Origin of the sequence: Curtobacterium sp. MCJR17_020, assembly GCF_003234365.2 — a bacterium.
Taxonomy (GTDB): domain Bacteria; phylum Actinomycetota; class Actinomycetes; order Actinomycetales; family Microbacteriaceae; genus Curtobacterium.
Genome location: NZ_CP126260.1, coordinates 1,271,897 through 1,297,771 on the forward strand (window position 1 = coordinate 1,271,897; position 25,875 = coordinate 1,297,771).

At 72.2% G+C, this 25,875-nt stretch carries 27 protein-coding genes; 17 read left to right on the plus strand and 10 right to left on the minus strand.

Going from position 1 to position 25,875, the window contains the following annotated elements:
* Window positions 1–58 precede the first annotated feature (58 nt).
* On the plus strand, window positions 59–1,549 hold the full coding sequence (locus tag DEJ14_RS06050) for an aspartate ammonia-lyase (protein WP_111084566.1): 1,491 nt from the start codon (window positions 59–61) through the stop codon (window positions 1,547–1,549).
* Window positions 1,550–1,597: 48 nt separating this feature from the next.
* Here the strand turns inward: DEJ14_RS06050 and DEJ14_RS06055 are convergent, their stop codons facing one another.
* Window positions 1,598–2,683: a YihY/virulence factor BrkB family protein gene (locus tag DEJ14_RS06055; protein ID WP_111084567.1), complete on the minus strand. Its 1,086-nt coding sequence runs from the start codon at window positions 2,681–2,683 to the stop codon at window positions 1,598–1,600.
* A 191-nt stretch (window positions 2,684–2,874) separates the two neighbouring features.
* Window positions 2,875–4,194, minus strand: a complete 1,320-nt coding sequence (locus DEJ14_RS06060; protein WP_111084568.1) for an MFS transporter — start codon at window positions 4,192–4,194, stop codon at window positions 2,875–2,877.
* Window positions 4,195–4,263: 69 nt separating this feature from the next.
* On the opposite strand from DEJ14_RS06060, the gene DEJ14_RS06065 reads away from it, so the two are divergent.
* The 3 genes from DEJ14_RS06065 to DEJ14_RS06075 all read left to right on the plus strand — a co-directional run bounded on the left by DEJ14_RS06065 (window position 4,264) and on the right by DEJ14_RS06075 (window position 7,788).
* The gene (locus DEJ14_RS06065; RefSeq protein ID WP_111084569.1) at window positions 4,264–4,635 is read left to right on the plus strand and encodes an FKBP-type peptidyl-prolyl cis-trans isomerase; all 372 of its coding nucleotides are present in this window, start codon (window positions 4,264–4,266) and stop codon (window positions 4,633–4,635) included.
* Window positions 4,635–5,471, plus strand: coding sequence for an aldo/keto reductase (locus DEJ14_RS06070; protein ID WP_111084570.1), 837 nt, complete (start codon window positions 4,635–4,637; stop codon window positions 5,469–5,471). Before DEJ14_RS06065 ends, DEJ14_RS06070 begins: the two co-directional genes overlap by 1 nt.
* A 73-nt stretch (window positions 5,472–5,544) precedes the next feature.
* Entirely contained in the window at window positions 5,545–7,788 is a 2,244-nt protein-coding gene (locus DEJ14_RS06075) for a HelD family protein (RefSeq protein WP_258373204.1), read from the plus strand.
* A gap of 60 nt (window positions 7,789–7,848) precedes the next feature.
* Here the strand turns inward: DEJ14_RS06075 and DEJ14_RS06080 are convergent, their stop codons facing one another.
* Genes DEJ14_RS06080 through DEJ14_RS06090 form a run of 3 tightly spaced genes read right to left on the minus strand, consistent with a single transcriptional unit; the run spans window position 7,849 to window position 10,309 of the window.
* On the minus strand, window positions 7,849–8,124 hold the full coding sequence (locus tag DEJ14_RS06080) for a protealysin inhibitor emfourin (protein ID WP_111084572.1): 276 nt from the start codon (window positions 8,122–8,124) through the stop codon (window positions 7,849–7,851).
* A 38-nt stretch (window positions 8,125–8,162) separates the two neighbouring features.
* Entirely contained in the window at window positions 8,163–9,212 is a 1,050-nt protein-coding gene (locus DEJ14_RS06085) for a M4 family metallopeptidase (RefSeq protein ID WP_111084573.1), read from the minus strand.
* Window positions 9,213–9,253: 41 nt separating this feature from the next.
* Window positions 9,254–10,309, minus strand: coding sequence for a glycoside hydrolase family 6 protein (locus tag DEJ14_RS06090; protein ID WP_181437444.1), 1,056 nt, complete (start codon window positions 10,307–10,309; stop codon window positions 9,254–9,256).
* 143 nt (window positions 10,310–10,452) lie between these two features.
* On the opposite strand from DEJ14_RS06090, the gene DEJ14_RS06095 reads away from it, so the two are divergent.
* The 8 genes from DEJ14_RS06095 (at window position 10,453) to DEJ14_RS06130 (ending at window position 15,566) form a co-directional block, all read left to right on the plus strand.
* Window positions 10,453–10,899: a VanZ family protein gene (locus DEJ14_RS06095; protein ID WP_111084575.1), complete on the plus strand. Its 447-nt coding sequence runs from the start codon at window positions 10,453–10,455 to the stop codon at window positions 10,897–10,899.
* A gap of 102 nt (window positions 10,900–11,001) precedes the next feature.
* Window positions 11,002–11,271 carry a 30S ribosomal protein S15 gene (gene rpsO / locus DEJ14_RS06100; RefSeq protein ID WP_070416523.1) on the plus strand — a complete coding sequence of 90 codons (270 nt, stop codon included), beginning with the start codon at window positions 11,002–11,004 and terminating at the stop codon, window positions 11,269–11,271.
* 138 nt (window positions 11,272–11,409) lie between these two features.
* Entirely contained in the window at window positions 11,410–12,027 is a 618-nt protein-coding gene (locus DEJ14_RS06105) for a CE1759 family FMN reductase (RefSeq protein ID WP_111084576.1), read from the plus strand.
* A 126-nt stretch (window positions 12,028–12,153) separates the two neighbouring features.
* Window positions 12,154–12,537 carry a hypothetical protein gene (locus tag DEJ14_RS06110; RefSeq protein ID WP_181437445.1) on the plus strand — a complete coding sequence of 128 codons (384 nt, stop codon included), beginning with the start codon at window positions 12,154–12,156 and terminating at the stop codon, window positions 12,535–12,537.
* Complete coding sequence (locus tag DEJ14_RS06115) at window positions 12,534–13,493, plus strand: FAD:protein FMN transferase (RefSeq protein WP_181437446.1); 960 nt, start codon at window positions 12,534–12,536, stop codon at window positions 13,491–13,493. Before DEJ14_RS06110 ends, DEJ14_RS06115 begins: the two co-directional genes overlap by 4 nt.
* Entirely contained in the window at window positions 13,493–14,050 is a 558-nt protein-coding gene (locus DEJ14_RS06120; protein WP_111084578.1) for a ferric reductase-like transmembrane domain-containing protein, read from the plus strand. The genes DEJ14_RS06115 and DEJ14_RS06120 overlap by 1 nt, the downstream gene beginning before the upstream one ends.
* On the plus strand, window positions 14,047–15,318 hold the full coding sequence (locus DEJ14_RS06125) for an NADH-ubiquinone oxidoreductase-F iron-sulfur binding region domain-containing protein (protein WP_111084579.1): 1,272 nt from the start codon (window positions 14,047–14,049) through the stop codon (window positions 15,316–15,318). Before DEJ14_RS06120 ends, DEJ14_RS06125 begins: the two co-directional genes overlap by 4 nt.
* Window positions 15,315–15,566 (plus strand): ferredoxin, encoded by a 252-nt coding sequence (locus DEJ14_RS06130; protein ID WP_258373205.1) that lies wholly within the window; start codon window positions 15,315–15,317, stop codon window positions 15,564–15,566. The genes DEJ14_RS06125 and DEJ14_RS06130 overlap by 4 nt, the downstream gene beginning before the upstream one ends.
* Window positions 15,567–15,576: 10 nt before the next feature.
* Here the strand turns inward: DEJ14_RS06130 and DEJ14_RS06135 are convergent, their stop codons facing one another.
* Window positions 15,577–16,791 (minus strand): aggregation-promoting factor C-terminal-like domain-containing protein, encoded by a 1,215-nt coding sequence (locus DEJ14_RS06135; RefSeq protein WP_111084580.1) that lies wholly within the window; start codon window positions 16,789–16,791, stop codon window positions 15,577–15,579.
* 281 nt (window positions 16,792–17,072) lie between these two features.
* Between DEJ14_RS06135 and DEJ14_RS06140 the strand changes: the two genes are divergently transcribed.
* The gene (locus DEJ14_RS06140) at window positions 17,073–19,340 is read left to right on the plus strand and encodes a polyribonucleotide nucleotidyltransferase (protein ID WP_111084581.1); all 2,268 of its coding nucleotides are present in this window, start codon (window positions 17,073–17,075) and stop codon (window positions 19,338–19,340) included.
* Window positions 19,341–19,505: 165 nt separating this feature from the next.
* Here the strand turns inward: DEJ14_RS06140 and DEJ14_RS06145 are convergent, their stop codons facing one another.
* Window positions 19,506–20,033 (minus strand): YbhB/YbcL family Raf kinase inhibitor-like protein, encoded by a 528-nt coding sequence (locus DEJ14_RS06145; RefSeq protein ID WP_111084582.1) that lies wholly within the window; start codon window positions 20,031–20,033, stop codon window positions 19,506–19,508.
* Window positions 20,034–20,332: 299 nt separating this feature from the next.
* The gene (locus DEJ14_RS06150; protein ID WP_111084583.1) at window positions 20,333–20,980 is read right to left on the minus strand and encodes a TetR/AcrR family transcriptional regulator; all 648 of its coding nucleotides are present in this window, start codon (window positions 20,978–20,980) and stop codon (window positions 20,333–20,335) included.
* Window positions 20,981–21,226: 246 nt separating this feature from the next.
* On the opposite strand from DEJ14_RS06150, the gene DEJ14_RS06155 reads away from it, so the two are divergent.
* Window positions 21,227–22,561, plus strand: coding sequence for a M16 family metallopeptidase (locus tag DEJ14_RS06155; protein WP_111084584.1), 1,335 nt, complete (start codon window positions 21,227–21,229; stop codon window positions 22,559–22,561).
* A gap of 8 nt (window positions 22,562–22,569) precedes the next feature.
* Window positions 22,570–23,172 carry a histidine phosphatase family protein gene (locus tag DEJ14_RS06160; protein WP_111084585.1) on the plus strand — a complete coding sequence of 201 codons (603 nt, stop codon included), beginning with the start codon at window positions 22,570–22,572 and terminating at the stop codon, window positions 23,170–23,172.
* On the opposite strand, the gene DEJ14_RS06165 is transcribed toward DEJ14_RS06160, so the two are convergent.
* Window positions 23,169–23,660: a GNAT family N-acetyltransferase gene (locus tag DEJ14_RS06165; protein ID WP_111084586.1), complete on the minus strand. Its 492-nt coding sequence runs from the start codon at window positions 23,658–23,660 to the stop codon at window positions 23,169–23,171. The genes DEJ14_RS06160 and DEJ14_RS06165 overlap by 4 nt on opposite strands.
* Window positions 23,661–23,683: 23 nt before the next feature.
* On the opposite strand from DEJ14_RS06165, the gene DEJ14_RS06170 reads away from it, so the two are divergent.
* Together DEJ14_RS06170 and DEJ14_RS06175 are read left to right on the plus strand one after the other, a co-directional pair.
* Window positions 23,684–24,430 (plus strand): 4-hydroxy-tetrahydrodipicolinate reductase, encoded by a 747-nt coding sequence (locus DEJ14_RS06170; protein WP_228505012.1) that lies wholly within the window; start codon window positions 23,684–23,686, stop codon window positions 24,428–24,430.
* A 4-nt stretch (window positions 24,431–24,434) separates the two neighbouring features.
* Window positions 24,435–24,905: a tetratricopeptide repeat protein gene (locus DEJ14_RS06175; protein WP_502868809.1), complete on the plus strand. Its 471-nt coding sequence runs from the start codon at window positions 24,435–24,437 to the stop codon at window positions 24,903–24,905.
* A gap of 7 nt (window positions 24,906–24,912) precedes the next feature.
* On the opposite strand, the gene DEJ14_RS06180 is transcribed toward DEJ14_RS06175, so the two are convergent.
* A complete protein-coding gene (locus DEJ14_RS06180) occupies window positions 24,913–25,833 on the minus strand; it encodes a TIGR01777 family oxidoreductase (protein WP_111084588.1) in 921 nt (306 codons plus the stop codon).
* Between the last annotated feature and the right edge of the window lie 42 nt (window positions 25,834–25,875).

A 25,875-nucleotide genomic window follows, 5' to 3' on the forward strand; every position in this document is an offset into this window, starting at 1 on the left:
CCGGCACACCCCGAGTTCGTTCCCGGACCGGCCGGACGGACTGGGTTAGCCTCGACGTGTGACCGGCAACGAAGCAGCACAGGCCCCCACCGGGGCGCAGACCCGTACCGAGAGCGACTCGCTGGGGTCGCGCGAGGTCCCGATCGACGCGTACTGGGGCATCAACACCCTGCGGGCCCTGGAGAACTTCCCGATCACGTCGGTGCCGATCTCGGTGTACCCGGACCTCATCGAGGCGCTCGCCACCGTGAAGCAGGCGGCGGCGCGGGCGAACCGGGCGATCGGGGTCCTCGACGACGAGCGCGCCGACGCCATCGACCGCGCTGCGCAGGAGGTGCGGGACGGTGCCCTGCGTGAGCAGTTCGTCGTCGACATCGTGCAGGGCGGTGCCGGCACGAGCACGAACATGAACACGAACGAGGTCCTGGCGAACCGGGCACTCGAGCTCCTCGGCCGCGAACGGGGCGACTACGGGTACCTGCACCCGATCGACCACGTGAACCGCAGCCAGTCGACGAACGACACGTACCCGACGAGCATCAAGATCGCGATGATCTTCTCCGCCCGGCGGCTCATCGAGCAGCTCGAGCAGCTCTCCGCGGCGTTCGCCGAGCGGGGGAACGCCTTCGCCGACGTGCTCAAGGTCGGCCGGACGCAGCTGCAGGACGCCGTGCCGATGACCCTCGGGCAGGAGTTCACCGGCTTCTCGCACACGATCCAGGAGGACGCCGACCTGCTCCGCAAGGTCCTGCCGCTGCTGGCCGAGATGAACCTCGGTGCGACGGCGATCGGCACCGGGATCACCGCGGACCCGCTCTACCGCGACGAGGTCCGCCGGCAGCTGCAGGACGCCAGTGGCATCGACGTCGTGACGGCGCCGGACCTGATCGAGGCGACGAGCGACGCCGGCGCCTTCATGACGCTGTCCGGCACGGTGAAGCGCAGTGCCGCGAAGCTCTCGAAGATCTGCAACGACCTGCGGCTGCTCGCGTCCGGGCCGCAGGCGGGTCTCGGCGAGATCACCCTGCCGGCGCGCCAGGCGGGCTCGTCGATCATGCCGGGCAAGGTGAACCCGGTGATCCCCGAGGTCGTGAACCAGATCGCGTTCGCCGTGGTCGGCGCCGACACCACCGTGACGATGGCGGCCGAGGGCGGCCAGCTCCAGCTCAACGCGTTCGAGCCGATCATCGCGCACTCGATCCTGCAGTCGCTGCAGTGGATGTCACGGGGTTGTGCGACGTTGCGCGAGCACTGCGTGACGGGCATCGAGGCGAACGAGGCGAAGCTCGCGGCGCAGGTCGACACGAACGTCGGGGTGGTCACGGCACTGACCCCGTACATCGGCTACGCGGCTGCGGCGTCGATCGCGCACACGGCACTGACGACGTCGACGCCGATCTCGACGCTCGTCGTCGCGGCCGGCCTGATGGACGAGGACCAGGTGCAGCGCGTGCTGAGCCCGGCGCGGCTGTCCGGCATCGAGCTCGCGACCGGCGCGATCCCGGTGGTCACCGAGGAGATGCTGGACCAAGCGGCACGCGAGCGCTGACGCGCAACCCGCGCAACCCGCGCAACCCGCGCAACCAGCGCAACCACCTCAAGGCATCGGTGCCTCGCCGACGCGCACCTGCTGGGCCACGTCGCGCAGGTGTTCCTGCGCCGGGGTCGGCTCGGCGTCCTCGTCGGCGGCGACCTGGGCCGCGGCGGTCCGGACGTTCCGCGCCGCGGCGATGTCGGCGTCGCGCCAGCGGGCCAGCGTGAAGTTCCGCGTCACGTCGCGCAGCGGCAACCGGATCGACTCGTCGGCCTCGATGCCGGCCAGGAGCTGCCGCATCCGGATCACCTCGGAGTCGAGTTCGCCGCCGACCACGAGCACGAAGTTCGAGATGTACAGGTAGACGAGCAGCAGGATCCCGCCGCCGAGCCACCCGTACGCACGGTTGCCGCCGCCGATCGTCTCGACGTAGACCGCGAAGCCGACCGTCGCCAGGGCCCACGTGACGATGGCGAACGCGGCACCGGCGGACACCCACCGCAGCTGCGGCGTCTTCACGTTCGGGGTCGCGTAGTACAGGACCGCGACCATCACGACCAGGTCGGCGGCGAGCACGGGCCACTTCACGACGTTCCACACGTCGTCGATCCACGGCGCCCAACCGAACGACGCGACGATCGCCGCCGAGATCGTCGGGGTGCCGAGCAGGATGACGATCGCGATCGCCCCGCCCACCATCACGAGCAGCGTGACGAGCAGCATCATGCTGCGGAACTTCCAGATCCGCCGCCCTTCCTCGACCTCGTACGAGGTGTTCATGGCGCGCCCGAACGCCGTCGCGTACCCGGACAACGACCACAGCGTCAGCACGACACCGATCGCGAAGCCGAGCCACGGGTTGTCGAGGGTCAGCAGCTGCCGCAGCGGGGTCTCGAGGTGCTCCGCCGTCTCCGGTCGCAGGATGAACCCGAGCACGCCGATGATGTCGGACAGGCTGTCGCCCTCGCGGTCCACGATCGACAGCGCGGACACCACCGTCAGCGCCGTCGGGAACACGGTCAGCAGTGCGAAGAACGTCAGCGACGCGGCCGCGTCGACGACGCGGTGCCGGATGACCGAGTGGTAGGTGCGCCGGACGACGGCGCGGACTCCCGTCCGCTGGAGATCGCGCGATGCGCTGTCCGGCATGCGTTGTACGGTACCCGACACGTGACGGCCTGGAGGCGCGGGGCGGCGCCGCCCCGCGCCTCCAGGCCGGCCCGTGGTCGCGTCCGGTGGCCGCTGCCGAGACTCGGGCTGAGCGACAGGTCACGCGCTCCGCGGGCCGAGCACTGTCGCTCAGGCCGAGACTCGGCGCAGTGGGCCCGAGTCTCGGCGGGTCAGTTGGCGTGGGGGTGCAGGGCGTCGTAGCGGCGGAAGGAGGGGACGAGGCGGAGGAGCAGCGCGACGAGCGCCACGATGAGCACGCCGCCGATGATCGGCGGGTACGCGATGCCGGCCGCGACGACCAGGCCCGCGTAGAGGTCTCCGAGCCGCGGTCCACCGGTGACCACGACGATGAAGATGCCCTGCAGCCGCCCGCGCATCCCGTCCGGCGACGCCGCCTGCAGGATCGTGTTCCGGAAGACCGAGCTGACGTTGTCCGCACCGCCGGCCGCCGCCAGGAACAGCGCCGCCAACCCGAGCGCGGGCAGGATCCCGACGGAGAACGACTCGCCCGAGCGTCCGCCGAGCACGTGCGCGAGCGCGATGACGACGCCGAACGCCGCGATCGCGCCGCCGTACGCGGTGATGGCCCAGCCGACCGCCTCGCCCTGGCGGCGCACGTGCCCGAGGGGCCCGGAGAAGACGCTCGACAGCAGCGCGCCGATCGCGTAGGCGGCCGTGAGCGTACCGACGGTGATCGATCCGCCGCCGATCACGAGCGCCCCGATCGCGGGGAACAGGACGCGGGGCTGGCCGAACGTCATCGCGACGATGTCGAGCACGAACGTCATGGTGATGTTGCGCGACCTCCGCAGGAACCGCGCGCCCTCGACCAGGGAGCTCAGCCCCGGGCGGAGGGCACCGTGGTCGGCCGCCATCCGCGGCAGCGTGAACACCCCGAGGAACGCGAAGGTGAACAGGACGACGTCGATCGTGTAGGTCGGCGCGAAGCCGACGCTCGCGATCAGGACGCCGGCGACGGCCGGTCCGACGGTGACCTGGAACCCCGAGGCGATGCCGCCCAGGGCGCTCGCCGCGGGCAGCAGGTCGGTGCCGACGAGTCGCGGGACGATCGCCGAGCGCGAGGCGTTGCTGACGGTCGCTGCGACGGCGTTCACGGTCGCCAGGACGTAGAGCAGGGCGACGCTGTGCAGCCCGAGCCACGAGTGGGTGGCGATGAGGGCGACCGCGACCCAGGCGATGATCGACGACACGAGCGCGACCGTGCGGCGGTCGAAGGCGTCGGCGAGCATGCCGCCGTACAGGCCGGCGACCACCATCGGCAGCAGGGCGATGACCCCCACGAGCGCCACCGCGAAGGTGGAGTGCGTGATCTCGTACACCTCGAGCCCGACCGCCACCGTGGTCATCTGCGTGCCGATGCCGGCGATGGCGGTGCCCGCCCAGAGCCGGGCGAAGGCGGGGGATCGGCGGAGCGGGGTGAGGTCGGCGAGCAGGCGGCGGCGCGGCGGTGCGGGAGTGGGTCGTGTCACGGTGGAACCATTCTGCGGCCTGGGCGGCCGTTGCGTCTGCCGTTGCCGCGCTCTGGTTGACTGGATCGCATGACTGACCTCAACAGCAAGCCCGAGTTCGACGCGCCCGAGGGCCCGGCCCCCACCGATCTCGTCATCACCGACATCGTCGAGGGTGACGGCGACGTCGCGAGCGCCGGGTCGACCGTCAAGGTGCACTACGCCGGCGTCGAGTACGAGACCGGCGAGGAGTTCGACAGCTCGTGGAACCGCGGTGAGCCCATCGACTTCCCGCTCGCGGCGCTCGTGCGCGGCTGGCAGGAGGGCATCCCCGGCATGAAGGTCGGCGGTCGCCGCAAGCTCGTCGTCCCGCCGGAGCTCGCCTACGGTCCCGCCGGTGGTGGCCACTTCCTGTCCGGCAAGACCCTGATCTTCGTGATCGACCTGCTCGGGGTGCGCTGATGCAGGTCGGTGCCCCGACCATCGAGCTGAACGACGGCCACCGGTTCCCGGAGCTCGGCCTCGGCACCTACGGCCTGAACGGCGACGAGGGTGCGGCTGCTGTCGGCACCGCCATCGCCAGCGGCTACCGGCTGCTCGACACGGCGCTGAACTACGGCAACGAGGACGCCGTCGGCCGCGCCGTCCGCGAGTCCGACGTCGCGCGCGAGGACCTCGTCGTCACGTCGAAGCTCCCCGGCCGCCACCACGGCTACGACGAGGCGCACCGTTCGATCGACGAGACCCTGGGCAACCTCGGGCTCGACCACGTCGACCTGTACCTGATCCACTGGCCGAACCCGTCGGTGGACAGGTTCGTCGACACCTGGAAGGCGTTCGTCGACCTGCGTGACAGCGGCAAGGTCCGCTCGATCGGTGTCTCGAACTTCACCCCGGAGCACCTGCGTCGCATCATCGACGCGACCGGTGTCGCCCCGGCCGTGAACCAGGTCGAACTGCACCCGTACTTCCCGCAGGCAGAACTGCGGAAGGTGCACCAGGAGCTCGGCATCGTGACCGAGAGCTGGAGCCCGCTCGCCGTCCGGTCGGAGCTCCTCACCGAGCAGCCGATCACGGACGCCGCAGCGGCCCACGGCGTGACCCCGGGCCAGGTCGTGCTGCGGTGGCACGTCCAGCTCGGTGCCGTGCCGGTGCCGAAGTCGGCCGACGCCACCCGGCAGCGCGAGAACCTCGACGTGTTCGGCTTCGAGCTGACCGACGCCGAGGTGCAGGCCATCTCCGGCCTCGAGCGCGGCCGGCTCTGGGACGCGGACCCGGACACGCACGAGGAGATGTGATCGACGACCCTTCGGGAACTGCGGGGCTCCAGCGGGCAGTACACTGGATTCCCCTCTTCCCGAAGGGTTGCGTGTGTCCGAACCGACCGAGATCGACCGCGAGCGCGGCTACGTGGACGGCCTCTTCCGCCGTCTCGACGAGCTGACCGCCGAGGCCGAGCAGCGTCTCGCCGAGACCCGTCGTCAGGCGGTCGGCGGGAACCACCAGAGCCGCAGCGAGCGCGACGCGTACGCCCGACTCTACGAAGACACCGTGGCCACCCTGCAGCGCGTGGGGGACCGTCTGGTCTTCGGCCGGCTCGAGGTCTCCGAGCCCGACAGCTCCGAGGACGCCTTCCGCTACATCGGCCGGGTGGGGCTCCGCGACGCCGACCACCGCCCGCTGCTGCTCGACTGGCGTGTGCCCGGTGCCAGCGCGTTCTACCAGGCCACCGCGGCGCACCCGATGGGCATGCGCTCGCGTCGCCACCTGTCGCTCGAGGGCCGTCGGGTCGTCGGTGTCGAGGACGAGGTGTTCGACGCCTCGCTCTACGACGACGAGCGCACCCACCTGCAGGGCGAGGGGGCGCTGCTGGCCGCGGTGACCGCCGAGCGCACCGGCCGGATGACCGACATCGTCGCCACCATCCAGGGCGAGCAGGACCGGATCATCCGCTCACCGCTCGAGGGCGTCCTCATCGTGCAGGGCGGCCCCGGCACCGGCAAGACCGCCGTGGCGCTGCACCGTGCCGCGTACCTGCTGTACTCGTACCGCGAGCGGCTGCGGGGCTCCGGCGTGCTCATGGTCGGGCCGTCCCCGGCGTTCCTGACGTACATCGAGCAGGTGCTGCCGTCGCTCGGTGAGACCGGCGTCGTGATGGCGTCGCTCGGTTCGCTCTACCCGGGCGTGCACGCGACGACGCACGACTCCCGCGACGTCGCCGCCGTGAAGGGCTCCGCGCAGATGGCTGCGCTCCTGCGCCGCGCCGTGCGCTCCCGCCAGGTGGTGCCCACCGAGTCGGTGACGCTCGACGTCGAGGGCGAGCGGCTCGTGGTGCCGCCGCAGCTCGTGGCCGACGCGATGAAGCGCGCACAGGACCGCGGCAAGCCCCACAACGCCGCGCGCGTGACGTTCAACAAGCTCGCGCTCGACGCGATGACCCGGCTGCTCGCCGAACAGCTGCGCGAGCGTGGGACGACGGTGGACGAGGCCGACGAGAAGGTCCTGCGCGAGGACATCCGGAGCTCGTACGACGCCCGGGTGCTGCTCAACACCGCCTGGCTGCCGCTGCCCCCGGAGAAGTTCCTCGAGGACCTGTACGCCCGTCCGAACTGGCTCGCCTCGCTGACCCCGGACTGGACCCCGGAGCGCCGTGCCCTGCTGCAGCGCGCACGCGGTGGTGCCTGGACGGTCGAGGACGTCCCCCTGCTCGACGAGGCCGCCGAACTGCTCGGCCCGTTCGACCCGACCGGCGGCGCCGCCAAGCGCGCGGCGAAGGCCAGCCGGAACCGCGACATCGAGAACGCGCGGCAGGCGATCGAGAACATGGGCGTCGAGGGCATCGTCACCGCCGAACAGGTCGCCGGCTCGTTCGTCGAGGGCGGCGACCCCCGCTCGACCGCGGAGCGCGCTGCCGACGACCGCGAGTGGACCTACGGGCACATCGTGGTCGACGAAGCGCAGGAGCTCTCGCCGATGCAGTGGCGCGTGCTCGCCCGCCGCAACCCGCTGCGCTCCTTCACGATCGTCGGCGACATGGCGCAGGGTTCCTCGCCCGGGGCCGCGCGCACCTGGGACGACGTGCTCGGCGCGCTCGCCCGCCGACGCCGTGGCCGGGCACCGCTCGTGCCGCTCGACCACCGCATCGAGCAGCTCACCGTGAACTACCGCACCCCGCGGTCGATCGTCGAGGCCGCCGGCGTGTTCGCCGACGGTGCTGGCCTGACCGTCACCCGCAACGAGGCCGTGCGCGACGGCGACCCCGTCGAGCGCGTCCGCGTCGCCCGCGCCGACCTGCTCGACACCGTCGTGTCGGTCGCCGATGCCGAACGGTCGCGGATCGGTGCCGGCACCATCGGCGTGATCGTCCCCGAGTCCGAGGTCGACGCGGTCCGGCAGCGCCTTGCCCGCACCGAGGCCGACGTCCGCGGGCTCGCCTCGCCGCACGCCGGGTCGCTCACGGTGCTGACCGGGGCGGACGCCAAGGGCCTCGAGTTCGACGGCGTGCTGCTCGTCGACCCCGACCGGGTCGGTGCCGACGCTGCGCGCCCGGCGGCCGCGGTCTACGTCGCGATGACCCGTCCGACGCGGCGCCTGACGGTCATCGACGTCGGCTGACGGTCATCGACGTGGCCTGAGACGGGAGGCCCGTGGCGGCTCCGGCACGTGCCTGCTGGCTCAGGACGGGTCGCCTGCAGAGCGGACGCGCGCGACGAGGTCGGCCCACGCGCCGTCGAGGCGGCGACCGGGGATCGTCACGGTCGTGCGCTCGACGGTGATCGTCCACGTGAAGTCGTCGGGGACCGGCGGCCCGGCCGTCGCCGTCGCAGGGGTCCGGGGGAGCGCGTCGACGACCTCGGACCACGCCGCGGGGTCGGCGCTCGTGTCGGTGTCGACCCGCCAGTGCCGCGTGGTACCGGCGAAGCCCCCGGAACGACGGACCTCGATGCGCATGCTCCCGACCGTACGCCGGTGCGTGGCGCTCGATCGTCTCAGTCGAGGACGCCCACCGTCCGCCAGGCATCCTGCACCGCGGTGTGCTCCGCGGAACCGGCGCCGAACCGGGACCCAGCGGCGTCGACCGTCACGGCGGCGAACCCGGCGAAGTCGATCGAGGCGGTGACGGCGTCCGAGGTCAGGGCGTCCCACCACACGGCACCGGCGCCCTGCCAGGCGTACCCGCCGATCGCGGTCGCCGCCAGGAAGAACGCGTGGTTCGGGATGCCGGAGTTCGTGTGCACCCCACCGGCGTCGTCGGTCGTGACGACGAAGTCGGCCATCGTCGCGGGCTGCGGGTCCTTGCCGAGCACCGGGTCGTCGTAGGCGGTGCCCGGGGCCCGCATCGAGCGCAGGGCGTCGCCGTGCACGGCATCGGTGAAGAGCCCCTGGCCGATGAGCCAGCTCGCCTGCTCGGCGGTCTGCCCGGCCGCGTACTGGGCGACGAGGGAGCCGAACACGTCGCTGATCGACTCGTTGAGCGCCCCGGACTGCCCCTGGTAGGTCAGGTCGGCGGTGTACTGCGTGACGCCGTGCGCCAGCTCGTGCCCGATGACGTCGAGCGCGATCGTGAAGCGCCGGAAGACCTCGTCGTCGCCGTCGCCGAACACCATCCGGCTGCCGTCCCAGTAGGCGTTGTCGTAGTCCTGCCCGAAGTGGACCGTGGCGTCGAGGGGGAGTCCGGCACCGTCGATCGACACCCGGCCGAAGACGTCGAGCCAGAAGGCGTGGGTCGCACCGAGGCCCGCGTACGCCTCGTCGACGGCCGCGTCGCCGGTGTCGGGGTCGCCTTCCCTCCGGACGACCGTGCCGGGCAGGGTCGTCGTGCCGCGGGCGTCGGCGATCGTGCGCTGGGGCGACCGGTCGACCGTGCCGCTGACACGGCGCGGGGCGACCAGGTGCTGGTGCTTCGGGCTCTGCACGAGCTCGAGCGACGCCAGTGCGGTGCGCGCGGCAGACGCCGCACGGGGGAACTCAGCCGCCTGGGCCACGGCGTGGAGCAGGTAGGGCGGGACGACGGAGCGCCGGCTGTCGGTCGGGGTCATGCGCTCATGCAACCACCGGGCACCGACACCCCGGCCGCGGGTCAGTCGCGCTTGCGGTTCTCGACCAGCCCGAGCGCGTAGGACTCCCACCACTGCCCGGCGGCCGGTCCACCGTTGCACGTGCCGTCGCTGAGCCCCGGCGTCTTGACCCAGAGCAGGGCGTCGAGCCGGCTCGATCCGCCGGTGACGTGCGGCGCCTGGCCGAGACCCGCACCCTCGGGGTTGCACCACGTCCCGCGCCAGCCCTGCCCGTTCCGGGAGACGTCGATGACGAAGTGCGGATCACCACCGATCGCGTCGGCGAGTTCGTCGGCGTAGGCGCGTTCCTGGTCGACGCGGTAGAAGTTCGACACGTTCGTGAAGAAGCCCTGCACCTCGTCGACACCCGCCTGACGCAGCCAGTCGGCCATCGTCGCGGTCGGGACACGGTTCTCGTTGCCGCCGTCGAGGTACACCGTCAGTCCGTGCCCGGTCAGGGCGTCCACGGCCTTGCGGAGCAGCGGGAGCCTGGAGTCGCGGAGGCGCTCGCAGTTCTGGATCTGTGCGATCGCGTCCGGTTCGACGATCACGACGGCCTTCGAGCCAGCCATCGCGCGGACGGCGGAGCGGACCCACGGCAGGTACGCGTCGTCGGCGGTGCCGCCCTTCGAGTAGCTGCCGCAGTCGCGGTCCGGCACGGTGTACAGCACGAACACCGGGGTGGCCCGCTGCTGCTCGGCGTTCCGGACGACGGTGCGGATCGTCGCGCGCGTCTCGGACCGCGAGGTGTTCGTGAGCCAGGTCGCGATCGGCTGGTCGGCGATGCGGGCGATCTGCGCCGCGGTGTCGTCGTGCCCGGCGGCGCGGGCCTGGCGCTCGCGGATGCCCGGCTGGTTCACGTCCGACGGCTGGTGCGCGAGGCCGCCGGGGAACGCCTGCTCCACGGTCTTCCGCGTCACGACGTCCCGTCCGCTCTTCGGCGGGTCGGCATCCGGCCCGCCGCCGTGCGGCACGACGACCACGAGCGTCGTCACGACCGCCGCGACACCGACGACCGCTGCCGCGATCCACAGCCACTGACGTCGCGCGGACGCACGCTTCCCCTGGTGCTCCGGCATCCGGCGGTCCTCCCTGTTCGCACCCATGCTGACAGGTGCGGGGGAGTCCTGACCAGGACACCGGGGTGTTCGTTCAGGTCTGCCGACGGCTTCTGCCAGGAGCGCTCCAGCGACCCCGCAGGACGGTGTTGCACAATACCCGGATGTTCCGTCGACTCCTCCTCCTCGCCGTGACCGCGGCGTACGCCTGGGTGATCTGGCGGATGACGCTGACCCCACAGGTGTTCACCTCGGCACAGAACTCGTTCGTGCTGCACGCGATCGCCTGGGTGCAGCAGCTGCCGCACGGTGCCTGGTTCACGTACGAGCGCACCGAGTTCCTGGCGAACATCGCGATGTTCGTCCCGGTCGGCATGCTCGCCGCACTCTGGTTGCCTCGGCGCTGGTGGATCCTCGGGGCCCTGGTCGCGGTCGCCCTGTCGACCGGCATCGAGTTCGCGCAGGCCACCTACCTGCCCTACCGCGTCGCCGACCCCCGCGACGTGCTGTCGAACGGCCTGGGTGGACTGCTCGGCGCGACGCTCGTCGGACTCGTCCGCAGTCTGCTGCCGGCGCCGCGTCGTCGTCGCCTGCGCGCCAGGACCGCCTAGGACTCTGGTAGTCTTGCGCGGTTGCCGTCGAACGGCCGCGGACAAAGAGCGCTCGTGCATCAGGCACGGGCACCGCGCAACGGACTGAAAGGGGATCTACGCATGGCACTTGACGCGAAGGTCAAGCAGGAGATCATCGAAGAGTACGCGACCCACCCGGGCGACACCGGTTCCCCCGAGGTCCAGGTCGCCGTTCTGACGCGTCGTATCAACGACCTGAACGAGCACCTCAAGGAGCACAAGCACGACCACCACTCGCGTCGTGGTCTGCTGCTCATGGTCGGTCAGCGTCGCCGTCTCCTCGGTTACCTCTCCGACGTCGACATCGCTCGTTACCGTGCGCTCATCGAGCGCCTCGGCCTGCGCCGCTAGTCGACGCCTCACGGCTTGACGGAACGCCCCGGTCCTCCTCGCGAGGACCGGGGCGTTCTCCGTTCTGCGGGAATGGTTGCGCGCGGCGCACGGTTCGGTACGATGTTCATGCAAACGCATCGAAAGTCGGGAACCACCATGACCACCATCGCCGTCGTCTCCGCCGGACTCTCCGAGCCCAGCTCCACCCGCCTGCTCGCCGACCGCCTGGGCGAAGCCGCCGTCGCCGCGCTCATCGCCGAGGGCACGCCCGCGCACGTCCTGCACGTCGAGCTCCGGCCGCTCGCGCACGAGATCACCGACGCGATGCTCACCGGCTTCGCGGCGCCCGCGCTGTCCGCCGCCATCGCCGCGGTGGTCGAGGCCGACGCCGTCGTGTTCGTCACGCCGATCTTCACGGCCGGCGTCAGCGGTCTCGCGAAGTCGTTCCTCGACGTCCTCGACAAGGACGCGCTCGCCGACCTGCCCGTCCTGCTCGGCGCAACGGGCGGGACCTCGCGACACTCGCTCGCCATCGACCACGCCCTGCGTCCGGTCTTCGCGTACCTCCGCGCCGCGGTGGTGCCGACCGGCGTGTTCGCCGCGACCGACGACTGGGGGAGCGACGGCGACGCCGCGGCCCTGGACGGACGCATCCGCCGGGCCGGAGCGGACCTGGCCTGGGCGATCCGGGCCTCCCGGCGGGCCCCGCAGGAAGCCGACGCGCTCCCCGCGACCGCGGACTTCGCGAGCCTGCTCGGTGGCCTCGGCCACTGACGCGGACCGCTGACCCCGTGGCCCGCTCTTAGGCGGACCACAGGGTTCGTGGGGTCGGAGTGCGGCCGGCTGGCGGCTCGCTCATCGGTGGGCTCGGGAACCTCGTCATGACGACGAGGAGGACCGATGGACACCAGAGGCAACGGCAAGCGATCCGCACGGGTGACGAGTGCGCTCGTGAGCCTGGGCGGACTCGCGGTCGCGACGGTCACGGGTGCAGGGCTGTGGTTCGGGCACGAGCAGGCCAGCACGACGACGACCGACACGTCCACGAGCACGAGCACCACGACGGACTCCGGTTCGGGTACCGGGACGTCGAGCGACGCCACCACCGGCTCCGGGTCCTCGTCCTCCTCGTCGTCGAACGACACGTCGACCGGTACATCGAACGACACGTCGACCGACTCGTCGACCGACTCGTCGACCGACAGCGGCACGAGCAGCAGCGACACCGGCGTCTCGCAGGGCACCACCGGTGGGTCGTCCGACACGACGACGACGGGATCGTGACCGTGCGCGCCGCCGCCGAGTGGGACCTCTGGACCACGACCGCCCGGGTCGTCCTCGACCACCGCGACCGCCGCCACCTCGCCGCCGCCGAGTCCTGCGTGCGCGACGTCACGGCCGCCGTCGACGCCGCGTGCAGCCGGTTCCGCGACGACTCCGAGCTGCTGTCCCGCGCCGACGAGCTGCTGCGCGGCACCGAGGTCTCGCCGTTGCTGGCGACGCTCGTGCACCAGGCCGTCGACGCCGCACGGCTGTCCGACGGGGACGTCGACCCGACGCTCGGCCGACGGATGGTGTCCCTCGGGTACGACGCCGCGTTCGCCGACGCGCCACCGGTCCCGTCGCCCGACGCCGTGGCCCGCGCGCTCGACGACCGCCCCGCGTGGCAGCGGATCCTGCTGTCCGGCACGTTCCTGCGGGTCCCCGAGGGCGTCACGCTCGACCTCGGTGCCACGGCGAAGGCCGCCGCCGCGGACATGGCGGCCGCGAGCATCACCGCGCGGCTCGGCGTCGGTGCCCTCGTCTCGCTCGGCGGGGACGTCGCCACGGCCGGCCCGGACCCCTCCGGCGGCTGGCAGGTGCGTGTGCAGGACCTGGCGGACGACCCCGTCGACGACGTCCGCATCGCCTCCGGGTGGTCCGTCGCGACCTCGAGCACGCAGAAGCGCCGCTGGGAGCAGGACGGGACGGCGCGGCACCACATCCTCGATCCGCGGTGGGGCCTGCCCGCCGACCCGGTGTGGCGGTCGGTGACGGTCGTCGCCCCGTCGTGCACCGCCGCCAACACGATGACCACCGCCGCGGTCGTCCGGGGGCACGGCGCGGTCGAGTGGCTCCGGCAGAGCGGCCGTGCGGCCCGACTCGTCGCCGCCGACGGTTCGGTGCTGCGGCTCGGCGGCTGGCCGGAGGACCAGGCTGCCGACGGTGCCGTCACCGTCGACGGGGCGGACGCCGCCTGATGGACACCGCGCTCTGGGTGATCGGCCGCGGGACGGGTGTCGCCGCCGTCGTGCTCCTGACCCTGACGGTCCTGCTCGGCATTGTGACCCGTGGCGGACGACCGCTCCCCGGCCTGCCGCGGTTCGGCGTGCAGCTCGTGCACCGGGACGTCGCCCTGGCGTCCACCGTGTTCGTGGCCGTGCACGTGGTGACGCTGTTGCTCGACACCGAGGCCGAACTCCGCCTGCTGGACGCCGTCGTGCCGTTCGTCGGTGCGTACCGCTGGTTCTGGCTCGGGCTCGGCACCCTGGCGGTGGACCTGCTCGTGGTGCTCGTCGTCACGGCGATGCTCCGCCGCGTGATCGGTCCGCGGGTGTTCCGCGCCGTGCACTGGGCCGCCTACGCCATGTGGCCGATCGCGATGGCGCACGCGATCGGCACCGGGACCGACGGCACCTCCGCCTGGTTCCTGGTGGTCGCCGGGGTCTGCGCCGCCGCCGTCCTCGGAGCCATCGCCTGGCGCTGCACGGCCGGCGTCACCACGTTCCGTCCGACCCCGAAGGAGGCCCTCCGATGACCCTGACCCACCCGCTCACCGTGTCACCTCCGACCGGCACGCAGCGACTCCTCGCCGCCCCCGGCCCAGGCCTCGACGCCCACCACCGCACGCACGGGCCGCTGCCGCACGTGGGACCCGGGATCATCGACGAGATCGGTCTCGCCGGGGTCGACGGCCGCGGCGGAGCCGGGTTCCCGCTCGCCCGCAAGCTCGACGCCGTGGCGGGCCGGACCCGGCGCGGCAGCCGCGGTGCCCCGATCGTCATCGCGAACGGCGCCGAGGGGGAGCCCGCCAGCCGCAAGGACGCCGTCCTGCTCGAACGCGCACCGCACCTGGTGCTCGACGGCATCGTCGTCGCGGCGCTCGCGATCGGTGCGACCGAGGCCGTGGTCGCCACGAGTGCGCGGCTCGCCGACCGGGTCCGGCAGGCACTCGCCGAACGCACCGACGGCCGGCGCGCCACCGGCACCGACCCGGTCGCCATCGAGGTCCGGGCACTAACCCACACCACCTTCGTCGCCGGGCAGGCCACGGCGCTCGCCTCGGCCGTCGCCGGAAGACGAGGCCTGCCGGAGGACCGTGTCGTACGGCTCGCCGACCGTGGACCGAGCGGTCACCCGACCCTCGTGTCGAACGTCGAGACCCTCGCCCAGGCGGCACTCGTCGCACGGTACGGGGCGGCGTGGGCGCGGAGCGTCGGCAGCGCGAGTGCTCCCGGCACCCGTCTCGTGACGGTCAGCGACGTGACCGACCCGGGTGGTGCCGTGGTGCTGGAGACCGCCGGGGGTGCGCCGCTCGGGCAGCTGCTGGGGGCCTCCCGGCTGCCGGCGGCCGACCCGCGACGGACGCGAGCCGTCCTGCTCGGCGGGTGGGGCGGCACCTGGGTGCCGGCCGCAGCGCTCGACGCGCCCTTCGACGTCGACGGGCTCGCACCGTGGGGTGCGGCGCCCGGGGCGGGCATGCTGGCCGTGCTCGACGACCGGACCTGCCCGGTCGGGGTCACCGCAGGCCTCGCCGCAGCGCTCGCCGGGGCGTCCGCAGGCCGCTGCGGGCCGTGCGTGAACGGGTTGCCGCGGATCGCCGACGTGGTCGCCGACCTGGCCTCCGGGCGTCGGGCGGGCGACCTGGCCGGCGAGGTCCGGCGGATCGCTGCCCTGGTCGACGGACGCGGGGCCTGCCACCACCCGGACGGCGTCGCGCGGATGGTGCGGAGCGCCCTCGACGTGTTCCACGACGACGTGCAGGCGCACCTGCGGGGCGCGTGCCTGGTCGGGGGACGACGGTGAGCGGCGCACCGAGCGGTGCCACCGCCGTCGGTCCCGTCGCACTGCACGTCGACTGGACCCGCTGCCGGGGACGCGGCCTGTGCACCGAACTCTTCGCCGAGCGGCTGGCGCGCGACGAGTGGGGCTACCCGATCGCGCGGGACGGCGGCGGCACCCGCGACGTGCCGGTGCGGCCGGACGAACGCGCCGCCGCTGCGGACGCGGTGGCCATGTGCCCGCTGCAGGCATTGCGACTGGTGGAGCGGTGAGCCGGGGTTCTCAGTACCAGTGCGGGTTGACGCTCATCTCGTGGCCCCACGCACCGCACGGCGACCCGTAGGCGCTCTTGATGTAGGCGAGTCCCCAGTTGATCTGCGTGTTCGCGTTCGTCCGCCAGTCCGCCCCGGCCGCCGACATCTTGTCAGCGGGCAGCGACTGCGGGATGCCGTAGGCGCCGCTCGAGGCGTTCAGCGCGTTCGCCCGCCAGCCGGACTCCTGCGTCCACAGCGACACCAGGCAGGAGAACTGGTCGTCGCCCCAACCGTACGAGCCCAGGGCGCTCCGCGCGTACGCCTGTGCGGCCGCGGGGTCCACCACGACACCGCCGGTGCTCGGGTAGCTCGTGCCCCCGCCGCCACTGGCGCTGGTGCTCCCGCCGCTGCCGGTGTCGGCGCTCGCCGAGGCTGATGCCGCCGCCTGTGCCGCGGCGGCCGCCGCACGCTTGCGCTGCTGTTCGGCCTTCTGCGCCGCGACCTTCTGCCCGAGCTCGTACCCGGCGGCCTGCTCGGCGGTGGTGTCCCGGAGTGACGCGAGCTGCGCGTACAGCTCGTCGCTGTGCTGCTCGGTCGACTCGACCGCGGCGTTCGCCACGGCCTCGGCGGACTCCGCCGCCGCGGACCGTTCCTCGGCCGCCTGCGCACGCGTCGCGCGTTCGGTCTCGGCACGTTCGGCCTGTTCGTGCAGTGACGATGCCGTGCCGGCCGCGACGGACGCCTCGTCCATCACGCCGGACCACGTGGACGACAGCTGGTCGAGGGCGCCCAGCTGGTAGAGCAGCTGGTCGGGGTTGCCCGCGGTCGCGATCCGGGTGGTCATCTGGTTCGTGCTGCCGTCGCGGTACAGGTTCGCCGCCAGCTGCCCGGCGCGTGTCTGCGCGCGCTCGGCCGTCTCGGACGCGCGGTGCGCCTGGGCCTGGAGGCTCGTGGCGGCCTGGGTGGCCTCCGCCAGCTCCGCCTCGGCCGCGTCCGCCTTCGACGAGGCCGTCAGCGCGGCCTGCGACTTCGCCGCGGCCTCGTCCTGCGCCGACTGCAGCGCGGCCTGCACCTTGGTGACCTCGGCGCGCTTGGCGGTCTCGTTCCCCTTGGCCTGCTGCACGTCCTGCCAGGTCGGGTACTCCGTCGCGGACGCCGGGACAGCGGTGAGGACCGGGGCGACGAGCGCGCCGACGACCACGGCGGCCGCGACGAGCACGCCCCGCGAGGGGGTGAGACGCATGGCAGCAGGTTACCGAGGCTCGCCCGGCCGTCAGCGAGCCGCGCCGCCGATTCCCTGTGGACTGGTAAAGTCCATCGTGTCCGAGGACCGTTTCCCCGGATGTTCGACACAACACTGCGCAGGCCGGGCACGGAGCTGGTCATCGGTGGTGGCTCGCGGGCCGGAACGGTTTCCCGAGTGCTTCTACTGCTGGCCAGACATGCGTCCGGAACGATCGGCGCGCACGCACCATCGAGTGCCGTCGCCACGGCCTGCCGAACACACATCAAGGAGGCACCCTTTTGGAGGGTCCCGAGATCAAGTTCGCCGAAGCCGTCATCGACAACGGCAAGTACGGCAAGCGCACCGTCCGGTTCGAGACCGGTCGGCTCGCACAGCAGGCGCAGGGCGCGGTCGCCGCGTACCTCGACGAGGAAACGATGCTCCTCTCGGCCACCAGCGCCGGCAAGCACCCGCGTGAAGGATTCGACTTCTTCCCGCTGACCGTCGACGTCGAGGAGCGCTCCTACGCCGCCGGCAAGATCCCCGGCTCGTTCTTCCGCCGCGAAGGCCGTCCGTCGACCGAGGCCATCCTGGTCTGCCGACTCATCGACCGGCCGCTGCGCCCGTCGTTCGTCGACGGCCTGCGCAACGAGGTCCAGATCGTCATCACCGTCCTGAGCATCGCTCCGGACGAGTTCTACGACGCGCTGGCGATCAACGCCGCGTCCGCGTCGACGCAGATCTCCGGCCTGCCGTTCTCCGGCCCGATCGCCGGTGTGCGCCTCGCGCTCATCGACGGCCAGTGGGTCGCGTTCCCGAAGGCATCGCAGCTCGCCGACGCGGTCTTCGACCTCACCGTCGCCGGCCGTGTCGTCACCGACGAGGCGGGCAACGAGGACGTCGCCATCATGATGGTCGAGGCCGAGGCCACCGAACACAGCTGGGAACTCATCCAGGGCGGCGCCACCAAGCCCGACGAGGCCGTCGTCGCGCAGGGTCTCGAGGCGGCCAAGCCGTTCCTCAAGTCCCTCGTCGACGCCCAGGCGAAGCTCGCCGCGCAGTCGGCCAAGGAGATCCAGGACTACCCGGTCTTCCCGCCGTACGCGCCCGAGGTCTACTCCGCGGTCGAGGCCCTCGCGCTCTCCGAGCTCGGTGACGTCTACAAGATCGCCGCCAAGACCGAGCGCCAGGACGCCGACGACGCACTCAAGTCGCGCGTCAAGGAGGCCATCGCGTCGAAGGTGTCGGCGGGCGAACTGCCCGAGGTCGCCAACTCGCAGGTCAGTGCCGCGTACAAGTCGGTCACGAAGAAGGTCGTCCGCGGCCGCATCCTGACCGAGCAGGTCCGCATGGACGGCCGCGGCCTGGCCGACATCCGTCCGCTCGACGCCGAAGTCGCCGTGATCCCGCGCGTCCACGGTTCGGCGATCTTCCAGCGCGGCGAGACGCAGATCCTCGGCGTCACCACGCTGAACATGCTCAAGATGGAGCAGCAGATCGACTCGCTGTCGCCCGTCACGAAGAAGCGCTACCTGCACCACTACAACTTCCCGCCCTACTCGACCGGTGAGACCGGCCGTGTGGGTTCGCCGAAGCGTCGCGAGATCGGGCACGGCTTCCTCGCTGAGCGCGCCCTCGTGCCGGTGCTGCCGACGCGTGAGGAGTTCCCGTACGCCATCCGTCAGGTCTCCGAGGCGCTCAGCTCCAACGGTTCGACCTCGATGGGGTCCGTCTGCGCCTCGACCCTCTCGCTGCTCAACGCCGGTGTGCCCCTCAAGGCCCCGGTCGCCGGCATCGCGATGGGCCTGGTGTCCGACACCGTCGACGGCCAGACCCGCTACGCGGCACTGACCGACATCCTCGGTGCCGAGGACGCCCTCGGCGACATGGACTTCAAGGTCGCCGGTACCTCGGAGTTCGTCACCGCGATCCAGCTCGACACCAAGCTCGACGGCATCCCGTCGACGGTGCTCGACGCGGCGCTGAAGCAGGCCAAGGAGGCCCGCTCGGCCATCCTCGGTGTGCTGAACGAGGCGATCGACGCCCCCGACGAGATGGCGGACACCGCTCCTCGCGTCATCTCGGTGCAGATCCCCGTCGACAAGATCGGCGAGCTGATCGGCCCGAAGGGCAAGACGATCAACGGCATCCAGGACGAGACCGGTGCCGACATCTCGATCGAGGACAACGGCACCGTCTACATCGGTGCCGTCGACGGACCGTCGGCCGAGGCCGCTCGTGCGTCGGTCAACGCGATCGCGAACCCGACCAACCCGGAGATCGGGGACCAGTTCCTCGGCACCGTCGTGAAGATCGCCACGTTCGGCGCCTTCGTGTCGCTGCTCCCGGGCCGTGACGGTCTGCTCCACGTCTCCGAGGTGCGCAAGCTCGCCGGTGGCAAGCGTGTGGAGAACGTCGAGGACGTCCTGGGCGTCGGCCAGAAGGTCCTGGTCGAGGTCACCAAGGTGGACGACCGTGGCAAGCTGTCGCTCGCGCCGGTCGTCGCCGAGGAGTCGGACACCGACTCCAGCGGTGCCCGCGAGGAGTCGACGGACGCCACCGTCTGATCCACCCCTGGCACACGAACGGCCGTCGTCCCTTCCGGGGCGGCGGCCGTTCGTCGTTGCGGGGTCTTGCGCTGGCCCGAGTCTCGGCCTGAGCGACACTTATCGGGCGCCGGAGCGCGAGAAGTGTCGCCGAGCGCGAGACTCGGACCGGCGCCTGGCGCGGGGTCAGGCGGCGGGGGTCTCCTGCGTGCCGACGAGCTGCGCGCGACCGAGCAGGTGCTCGCGCAGCACGAACCCGACGACCGCGGGGGTCGCGTCGGCCGGTGCCTCGAGCAGCGGCACGTCGAGGGCGCTCAGCGTGAAGAAGTAACGGTGCACGCCGTGGCCGGCGGGCGGAGCGGCGCCGAGGAACGTGTCGGTACCGAACTCGTTGCGGCGGCGGAGTGCCTCTGCTGGCAGCAGGGCGTCGTCGGTTCCGGCGCCGGCGGGCAGCGAGGTCGCCGAGCCCGGGATGTCGGTCAGGCTCCAGTGCCAGAAGCCCGAACCGGTCGGGGCGTCGGGGTCGTACACGGTGAGCACGAAGCTCTTCGTGCCCTCGGGAGCGCCGGACCACTCGAGTGCGGGGGAGCGGTCCTCGCCACCCGCGTCGGTGCCGCGCGCCGAGGTCGGCAGTGCGCCGCCGTCGGTGAAGTCGGGGCTGGTCAGGGTGAACGAGGGGACCTCGGGGAGGTTCCAGTTGGGGTCGTTGGCCATGTCCCCAGCCAACACCCGCAGCCTCGGCCTGCGCTCGGTGCGCGGAAGGTCGCGCGGGGTGCGCGGGTGCGCGGGTGCGCACGGGCGGACGGGAGGCGCGGTGTCAGGCCGGCACGGGCCTCCCGTCGCTCAGATGGTCGCGCCGGGCTGGCGCCGACGGCTGACGCGACAAGGTCGACGTCGTACGACGTCGGCTCCGTCGTTCGTGCGCGCCTGCAACTGGTGCGGCCGCGGTGGAGCGACAGAGCCGACGTCGTGCGACATCGGGGGTGTCGTTGTGCGTCGGCGGCAGCCGGGCGTCAGGCGGCGAGGACGCGGTCGACGACGCGACCGAGCGCTGCCGTCGCCGCGATGGCGTCACCGGCGTAGGCGCCGGCCATCGCGCCGTCGCGCGCGAGCATGAGCTCGTCGGCGCCGTCGCCCGGCAGCTGGTGGCCGGACTCCTGCAGCAGGGTGGCGAGCCGGTCGGTGTACCAGTCGCGGTGGGTGGCGACCACCTCGCGCACGGGGTCGCGGGGGTCGTGGTACTCGGCGGCGGCGTTGAGGAACGCGCACCCGCGGAAGTCGGGGTCGTTGACCTCGTCCGCCAGGGCGGTGACCCAGGCGCGGACCGCTGCGGCGGGGGAGCCGGCGTCGGTGACGAGCTGTTCCAGGCGTTCCTGCACCCGCTCGTGCTGCGTGCGGATGTAGGCGAGGATCAGGTTGTCCTTCGACCCGTAGTGCTTGTAGAACGTCGCCTTCGTGACGCTCGCCTCGGAGATGAGGCGGTCGACGCCGACGCTGTGGATGCCCTCTTCGTAGAAGAGTCGCGTGGCCGTCTCGAGGATGCGGACCTTCGCGCCGCCGGAGCGGGGAGTCGGGGGGACGCTCGACCCGTCCGGCGACGCGAGGTTCGTGCTCGGACCAGGGAGACGCTGGACGGCCGGTTGGGGGGAATCGACCGTCACAGCGTGGCTCCTTGGTTCATCGGCTCCGCGGACAAGTGGGGGGACTCGTGGCCGCGAGGACTGATGTCCCGAGCCGCCGGATCGGAACTTAGGGGGGCTTTCGATCCGGCGTGAACGACTGTACCACAAGGAGGACAGACAGACGAGTCGGTCTGTCCGCAATTTCTGTACCCCTCTTCGAGTGACAGTCCGTGGGCCTGTGGAAACTGGGCGGTGGGCTCCGGAGCATCAGTAGGCTCGTCTGCGATGAACCAGCCAGTGCCACTGCCGCTCGGGGCCCCGGACACGTCCTTCCTGACGTCCGGAGGGGCCTTCGTCCGCCGCACCGTGCTGCCGTCGGGTGTCCGTGTGCTGACCGAAGCCGTGCCCGGTGCCGCTTCGACGAGCATCGGGTTCTGGGTCGGCGTCGGTTCGCGCGACGAACGCGACGGCCAGTTCGGATCGACCCACTTCCTCGAGCACCTGCTGTTCAAGGGCACCGAGACCCGGTCGGCGCTCGACATCGCGATCGCGTTCGACTCGGTCGGCGGCGAGCACAACGCCGCGACGGCCAAGGAGTACACCTGCTACTACGCACGGGTGCGGGACGCCGACGTCCCGATGGCCGTGCAGGTGATCGGTGACATGGTGACCGGCTCGGTGCTCGACCCCGAGGCGTTCGCGGTCGAGCGCGGTGTCATCCTCGAAGAACTCGCGATGGCCGCCGACGACCCGGCCGACGTCGCGGGCGAAGCGTTCTTCGCCGCGGCCTTCGGCGGACACCCGCTCGGTCGCCCGATCGGCGGGACCCCGGACAGCATCCGCGCGGTCCAGCGGGACGAGGTCCTGGCCCACTACCGCGAGCACTACGCACCGAACGGCATCGTCGTGACCGCCGCCGGTGCCGTCGACCACGACCGGTTCTGCGACACGGTGGCTGCCGTGTTCCACGACGCCCCGCACGCCGAGCCGCTCGCGCGCCGGACGCCCCAGACCGTCGCCGACCCCATCGAACCGAAGCTGTCGGTGGTCCACCGTCCGACGGAGCAGGTCAGCATGCTGCGCGGCTCGCAGGGGCTCGACCTGCGCGACGACCGCCGACCGTCCCTCAGCGTCCTGAACGCCGTGCTCGGCGGGGGCATGAGCTCCCGGCTCTTCCAAGAGGTCCGCGAGCGACGCGGCCTCGCCTACGCGGTGTCGTCCTTCGCGCCCGCCTACCTCGACAACGGCGCCTTCGGCGTCTACGCGGGCTGTGCGCCCGACAACGTCCCCGGCGTCATCGAGATCATCGACGCCGAGTTCCGCCGCATGGTGGACGACGGCATCACGGACGACGAGCTCCGCCGTGCGAAGGGCCAGATCGAAGGGGCCCTGACGCTCTCGCTCGAGGACTCCGACGCCCGGATGACCCGCCTCGGCCGGTCCGAGCTCGGCACCGGGGAGTACACCGACCTGTCGACCGCACTGGAGCGGGTCGACCGCGTCACCACCGACGGCGTGCTCGAACTCGCCCGCGATCTCCTGACCCGCCCGACGATCACGTCGGTGGTCGGGGCGGTGCAGCAGGGCGAGCTCGCCGCAGCGATCGGGATGGGCAGCTGAGCACCGACATGTCGCACTACCTGTACCTCGTCCGGCACGGCGAACACCAGGACGCCGAGCACGGCCTCCGCGACGGCAAGCTGTCGGAACGCGGCAAGCGCCAGGCCATGCTCGTCGCCGATCGCCTCGGCGGGCTGCCGTTCGACGGCGTGTACCACTCCCCGTTGGAGGCCCCGAGCGAGACCGCCGCGTTCCTGGCGCAGCGACTGCCGTCGATCCAGCCCGAACCGTCGACGCTGCTGTTCGACTGCGTCCCCTCCGGCCCGACCCCGGACATGCCGCATGCCTACCAGGGCTGGTACGGCGGCGTCACGGAAGAGGAGATCATCGCCGGCCAGGCGCAGATGGGCGACGCCGTCTCCGAGTGGTTCACCCCGGCGCGCGAGGACCGGCACGACCTGCTCATCACCCACAACGCCGTGATCGGCTGGTTCGTGCGCGAGGCGTTCCAGGCGCCCGAGTGGCGCTGGATGGGCACGAACGTCGCGCACACCGCGCTCACGATCATCCGGATCCGTTCCGCGAAGCCGGCCGAGGTGGTCGCCCTGAACGACCTGGCCCACCTGCCGGTGGAGCTCCGCACCGGGCTGCCGGTCGACCAGCCCGTCTAGCGGGAGACCGGCTTGCGGTACCAGGCGGTCGCGTTCGGGTTCTCGTTGAACGGCGCGACGCGCTCGTAGCCCCGGCTGCGGTACATCGCGCCCGCAGCGACGAGCGAGTCGTTCGTGTCGAGCACGATGCTCGTCGCGCCCAGCGCGGCGCCGTCCTGTTCGAGCGCGTCCATCAGCGCCGTGGCCACGCCCTTGCCCCGTCCCGCCGGGGTGACGAAGACGTGCTTGACCTCGAACCGGACGTCCGTGATGGTCGCGTCGGGGTCGTCCGCGATCCGCCGCAGGCCGCCGCAGCCGACAGCGACCCCGCCGTCGTACGCCACAGCGAAGACCCCGTTCGGCGGCGTGAACTCCGCCGCCGGGGTGCGCTTCCGCGAGTACGCGCCCTGCGCACTGGGGAACGTCGCCTCGCGCTCGTCGAGGTACGCGCCGAGCAGGACGTCGACCTCGGGCAGATCGGCCGGCACGGTCCTGACCTCGACTGACATGCGTCGATCCTAGGATGGACCGCATGGTCACTCCCGTCGCCGTCGTCGGCGCCACCGGTCGTCTCGGGGGCCTCGTGGCCTCCGTCGTCGAGGAACTCCCGGAGTTCGAGCTCGTCGCCCGTCTGTCGTCGAAGGACGGTGCCCACGAAGCACCGCCGTCGGTGTTCGGCGGTGCCGCGCTCGTCGTGGACGTGACGGTGCCGGCGCTCAGCCCCGCGATCGTCGAGAACGCGCTGTCGAGCGGGGCGAACGTCCTCGTCGGCACGTCCGGATGGTCCGCCGACCGTCTCGCGAAGCTCCGCACCGCCCTGCAGGAGCGTCCCGACCAGGGCGTCCTCGTGGTCCCGAACTTCTCGATCGGGTCGGTGCTCGGCACCCACCTCGCCACCATCGCGGCGCCGTGGTTCCCCTCCGTCGAGATCGTCGAGACGCACCACGCCGGCAAGATCGACTCGCCGTCCGGCACCGCGGTGCGCACCGCCGAGCTGATCGCCGAGGCCCGTCGCGACGTCGGCCCGGTCGAGGCTCCGCACGTCGACCAGCGCGCCCGCGGCCAGCAGGTGGCGAGCGTGCCGATCCACTCGCTCCGGCTGCCCGGGGTGAAGGCCGTGCAGGACGTCCTGCTCAGCGGCCCCGGCGAGACCCTGACGATCCGGCACGACACCAACGACGACGTCGCCTACGTCGCCGGGATCCGTGCGGCGCTGTCGGCGCTCGGATCCGCCCGCGGGCTCACCGTGGGCCTCGGCAGCGTCCTCGGCATCGGCTGACCCGGTGGGACGTGCAGCGCGGGCCGGCCGCGCGATCCGGTCGCCGTTCTGGGGCGCAGCGCTGATGACCCTGCTGTTGGCGCTCTACATCGCGCTCGTCGGGCAGCGGGCCGTGGCCTTCATCGCCACCGGCATCCCGATCGGGATCGGCATCGGCGTCGCACTGTTCGTCGTCGCCGCGATCGGGGCGCTGCTGCTCGTGCTCGAGTTCCGCTTCGGCATCCGGATCACCCGGCTCGGATCCCGGCTCGAGGCCGAGGGCGGTGCACCGGAGGACGTCGTGCCCGTGCGTCCGTCCGGCCGTCCGACGCGCGAGGCCGCCGACGAACTCTTCCCGCAGTACAAGGCCGCCGTCGAGCAGGACCCGGCGAACTGGCGCGCCTGGTACCGGCTCGGGGTCGTCTACGACGCCGCGGGGGACCGCAAGCGCGCTCGAGCCGCGATGCGGACGGCCCTCTCGCGGTCGAGCGCCTGAGACCTGGTCAGAGGACCGCGTCGACCGCGTCCACCGCACGCGTGTACCGGAACACGTAGCCGGACTCGAGCAGCTTCATCGGCACCATCCGCTGACTCGACAGCAGCATCTCGTCGGCGGCGTCCTGCAGCGCCAGGCGCAGCGCGAACTCCGGGATCCGGAACAGGTACGGCCGGTGCAGGTCCTCGGCGACGCGCTTGGTGATGCGGTCGGCGACGACGGCTTCCGGTCCGGCCAGGTTCACCGGCCCGCTGACCCCGGACGCCGACGGGCTCGTCGCCAGGTGCACGATCGCCCCGACCTCGTCCTCGAGCGCGATCCACGGCCAGTGCTGCCCGCCGGTTCCGAGGCGACCGCCGAGCCCTGCCCGGGTGAGCGGGATCAGGGGTGCGAGCGCGCCGCCGCCCTCGCCGATCACGATGCCCGTGCGGAGGGTCACCACACGGACGCCGTCCGGGGCAGCGTTCGCCGCGGCCTCCCACGCGGTGCAGACCTCGGCGAGGAACCCGGTGCCGGGCGCCGCGTCGTCCTGCAGGACGTCCGCCGGTCGGTCGCCGTACACGCCGGACGCCGATCCGGACAGGAACAGTGCCGGGGGAGTGCTGGCGTGCCGCATCGCCTCGACCAGGGTGTCGGTCGCGTCGACGCGGGAGCGCCGGATCTCCTCGCGGTACTTCGCGGTCCAGGGCAGCTTGCCGATGTTCGCCCCCGCCAGGTTGATCACCACGTCCGCACCGTCGACGATGGCCGGGTCGAGCGGCCGGCGACCCGGAGCCCATCGGAACTCGGTGGCCGTGTGCGGCTCGCGTCGGACGAGCGTGGTCACGTGGTGGCCCGCCTCGCGCAGCGCGCGGACGAGCGGGGTGCCGATGAAACCGGACGCACCGGCGATCAGGATCGAGAGGGGCTCTGCCGCCGTGTCTGCCATGCCGGCAACGCTACTCATGCTGCCGTCGGCTTTCGCCGACGT

Bases quoted from the DNA above. Each gene is read 5' to 3' on its own strand.
- DEJ14_RS06055 (WP_111084567.1), bottom strand. From the start codon at position 2,683: ATGCCGGACAGCGCATCGCGCGATCTCCAGCGGACGGGAGTCCGCGCC.
- DEJ14_RS06065 (WP_111084569.1), top strand. From the start codon at position 4,264: ATGACTGACCTCAACAGCAAGCCCGAGTTCGACGCGCCCGAGGGCCCG.
- DEJ14_RS06070 (WP_111084570.1), top strand. From the start codon at position 4,635: ATGCAGGTCGGTGCCCCGACCATCGAGCTGAACGACGGCCACCGGTTC.
- DEJ14_RS06080 (WP_111084572.1), bottom strand. From the start codon at position 8,124: ATGCGCATCGAGGTCCGTCGTTCCGGGGGCTTCGCCGGTACCACGCGG.
- DEJ14_RS06085 (WP_111084573.1), bottom strand. From the start codon at position 9,212: ATGACCCCGACCGACAGCCGGCGCTCCGTCGTCCCGCCCTACCTGCTC.
- DEJ14_RS06090 (WP_181437444.1), bottom strand. From the start codon at position 10,309: ATGCCGGAGCACCAGGGGAAGCGTGCGTCCGCGCGACGTCAGTGGCTG.
- DEJ14_RS06095 (WP_111084575.1), top strand. From the start codon at position 10,453: ATGTTCCGTCGACTCCTCCTCCTCGCCGTGACCGCGGCGTACGCCTGG.
- rpsO (WP_070416523.1), top strand. From the start codon at position 11,002: ATGGCACTTGACGCGAAGGTCAAGCAGGAGATCATCGAAGAGTACGCG.
- DEJ14_RS06105 (WP_111084576.1), top strand. From the start codon at position 11,410: ATGACCACCATCGCCGTCGTCTCCGCCGGACTCTCCGAGCCCAGCTCC.
- DEJ14_RS06110 (WP_181437445.1), top strand. From the start codon at position 12,154: ATGGACACCAGAGGCAACGGCAAGCGATCCGCACGGGTGACGAGTGCG.
- DEJ14_RS06120 (WP_111084578.1), top strand. From the start codon at position 13,493: ATGGACACCGCGCTCTGGGTGATCGGCCGCGGGACGGGTGTCGCCGCC.
- DEJ14_RS06125 (WP_111084579.1), top strand. From the start codon at position 14,047: ATGACCCTGACCCACCCGCTCACCGTGTCACCTCCGACCGGCACGCAG.
- DEJ14_RS06135 (WP_111084580.1), bottom strand. From the start codon at position 16,791: ATGCGTCTCACCCCCTCGCGGGGCGTGCTCGTCGCGGCCGCCGTGGTC.
- DEJ14_RS06145 (WP_111084582.1), bottom strand. From the start codon at position 20,033: ATGGCCAACGACCCCAACTGGAACCTCCCCGAGGTCCCCTCGTTCACC.
- DEJ14_RS06155 (WP_111084584.1), top strand. From the start codon at position 21,227: ATGAACCAGCCAGTGCCACTGCCGCTCGGGGCCCCGGACACGTCCTTC.
- DEJ14_RS06160 (WP_111084585.1), top strand. From the start codon at position 22,570: ATGTCGCACTACCTGTACCTCGTCCGGCACGGCGAACACCAGGACGCC.
- DEJ14_RS06165 (WP_111084586.1), bottom strand. From the start codon at position 23,660: ATGTCAGTCGAGGTCAGGACCGTGCCGGCCGATCTGCCCGAGGTCGAC.
- DEJ14_RS06170 (WP_228505012.1), top strand. From the start codon at position 23,684: ATGGTCACTCCCGTCGCCGTCGTCGGCGCCACCGGTCGTCTCGGGGGC.
- DEJ14_RS06180 (WP_111084588.1), bottom strand. From the start codon at position 25,833: ATGGCAGACACGGCGGCAGAGCCCCTCTCGATCCTGATCGCCGGTGCG.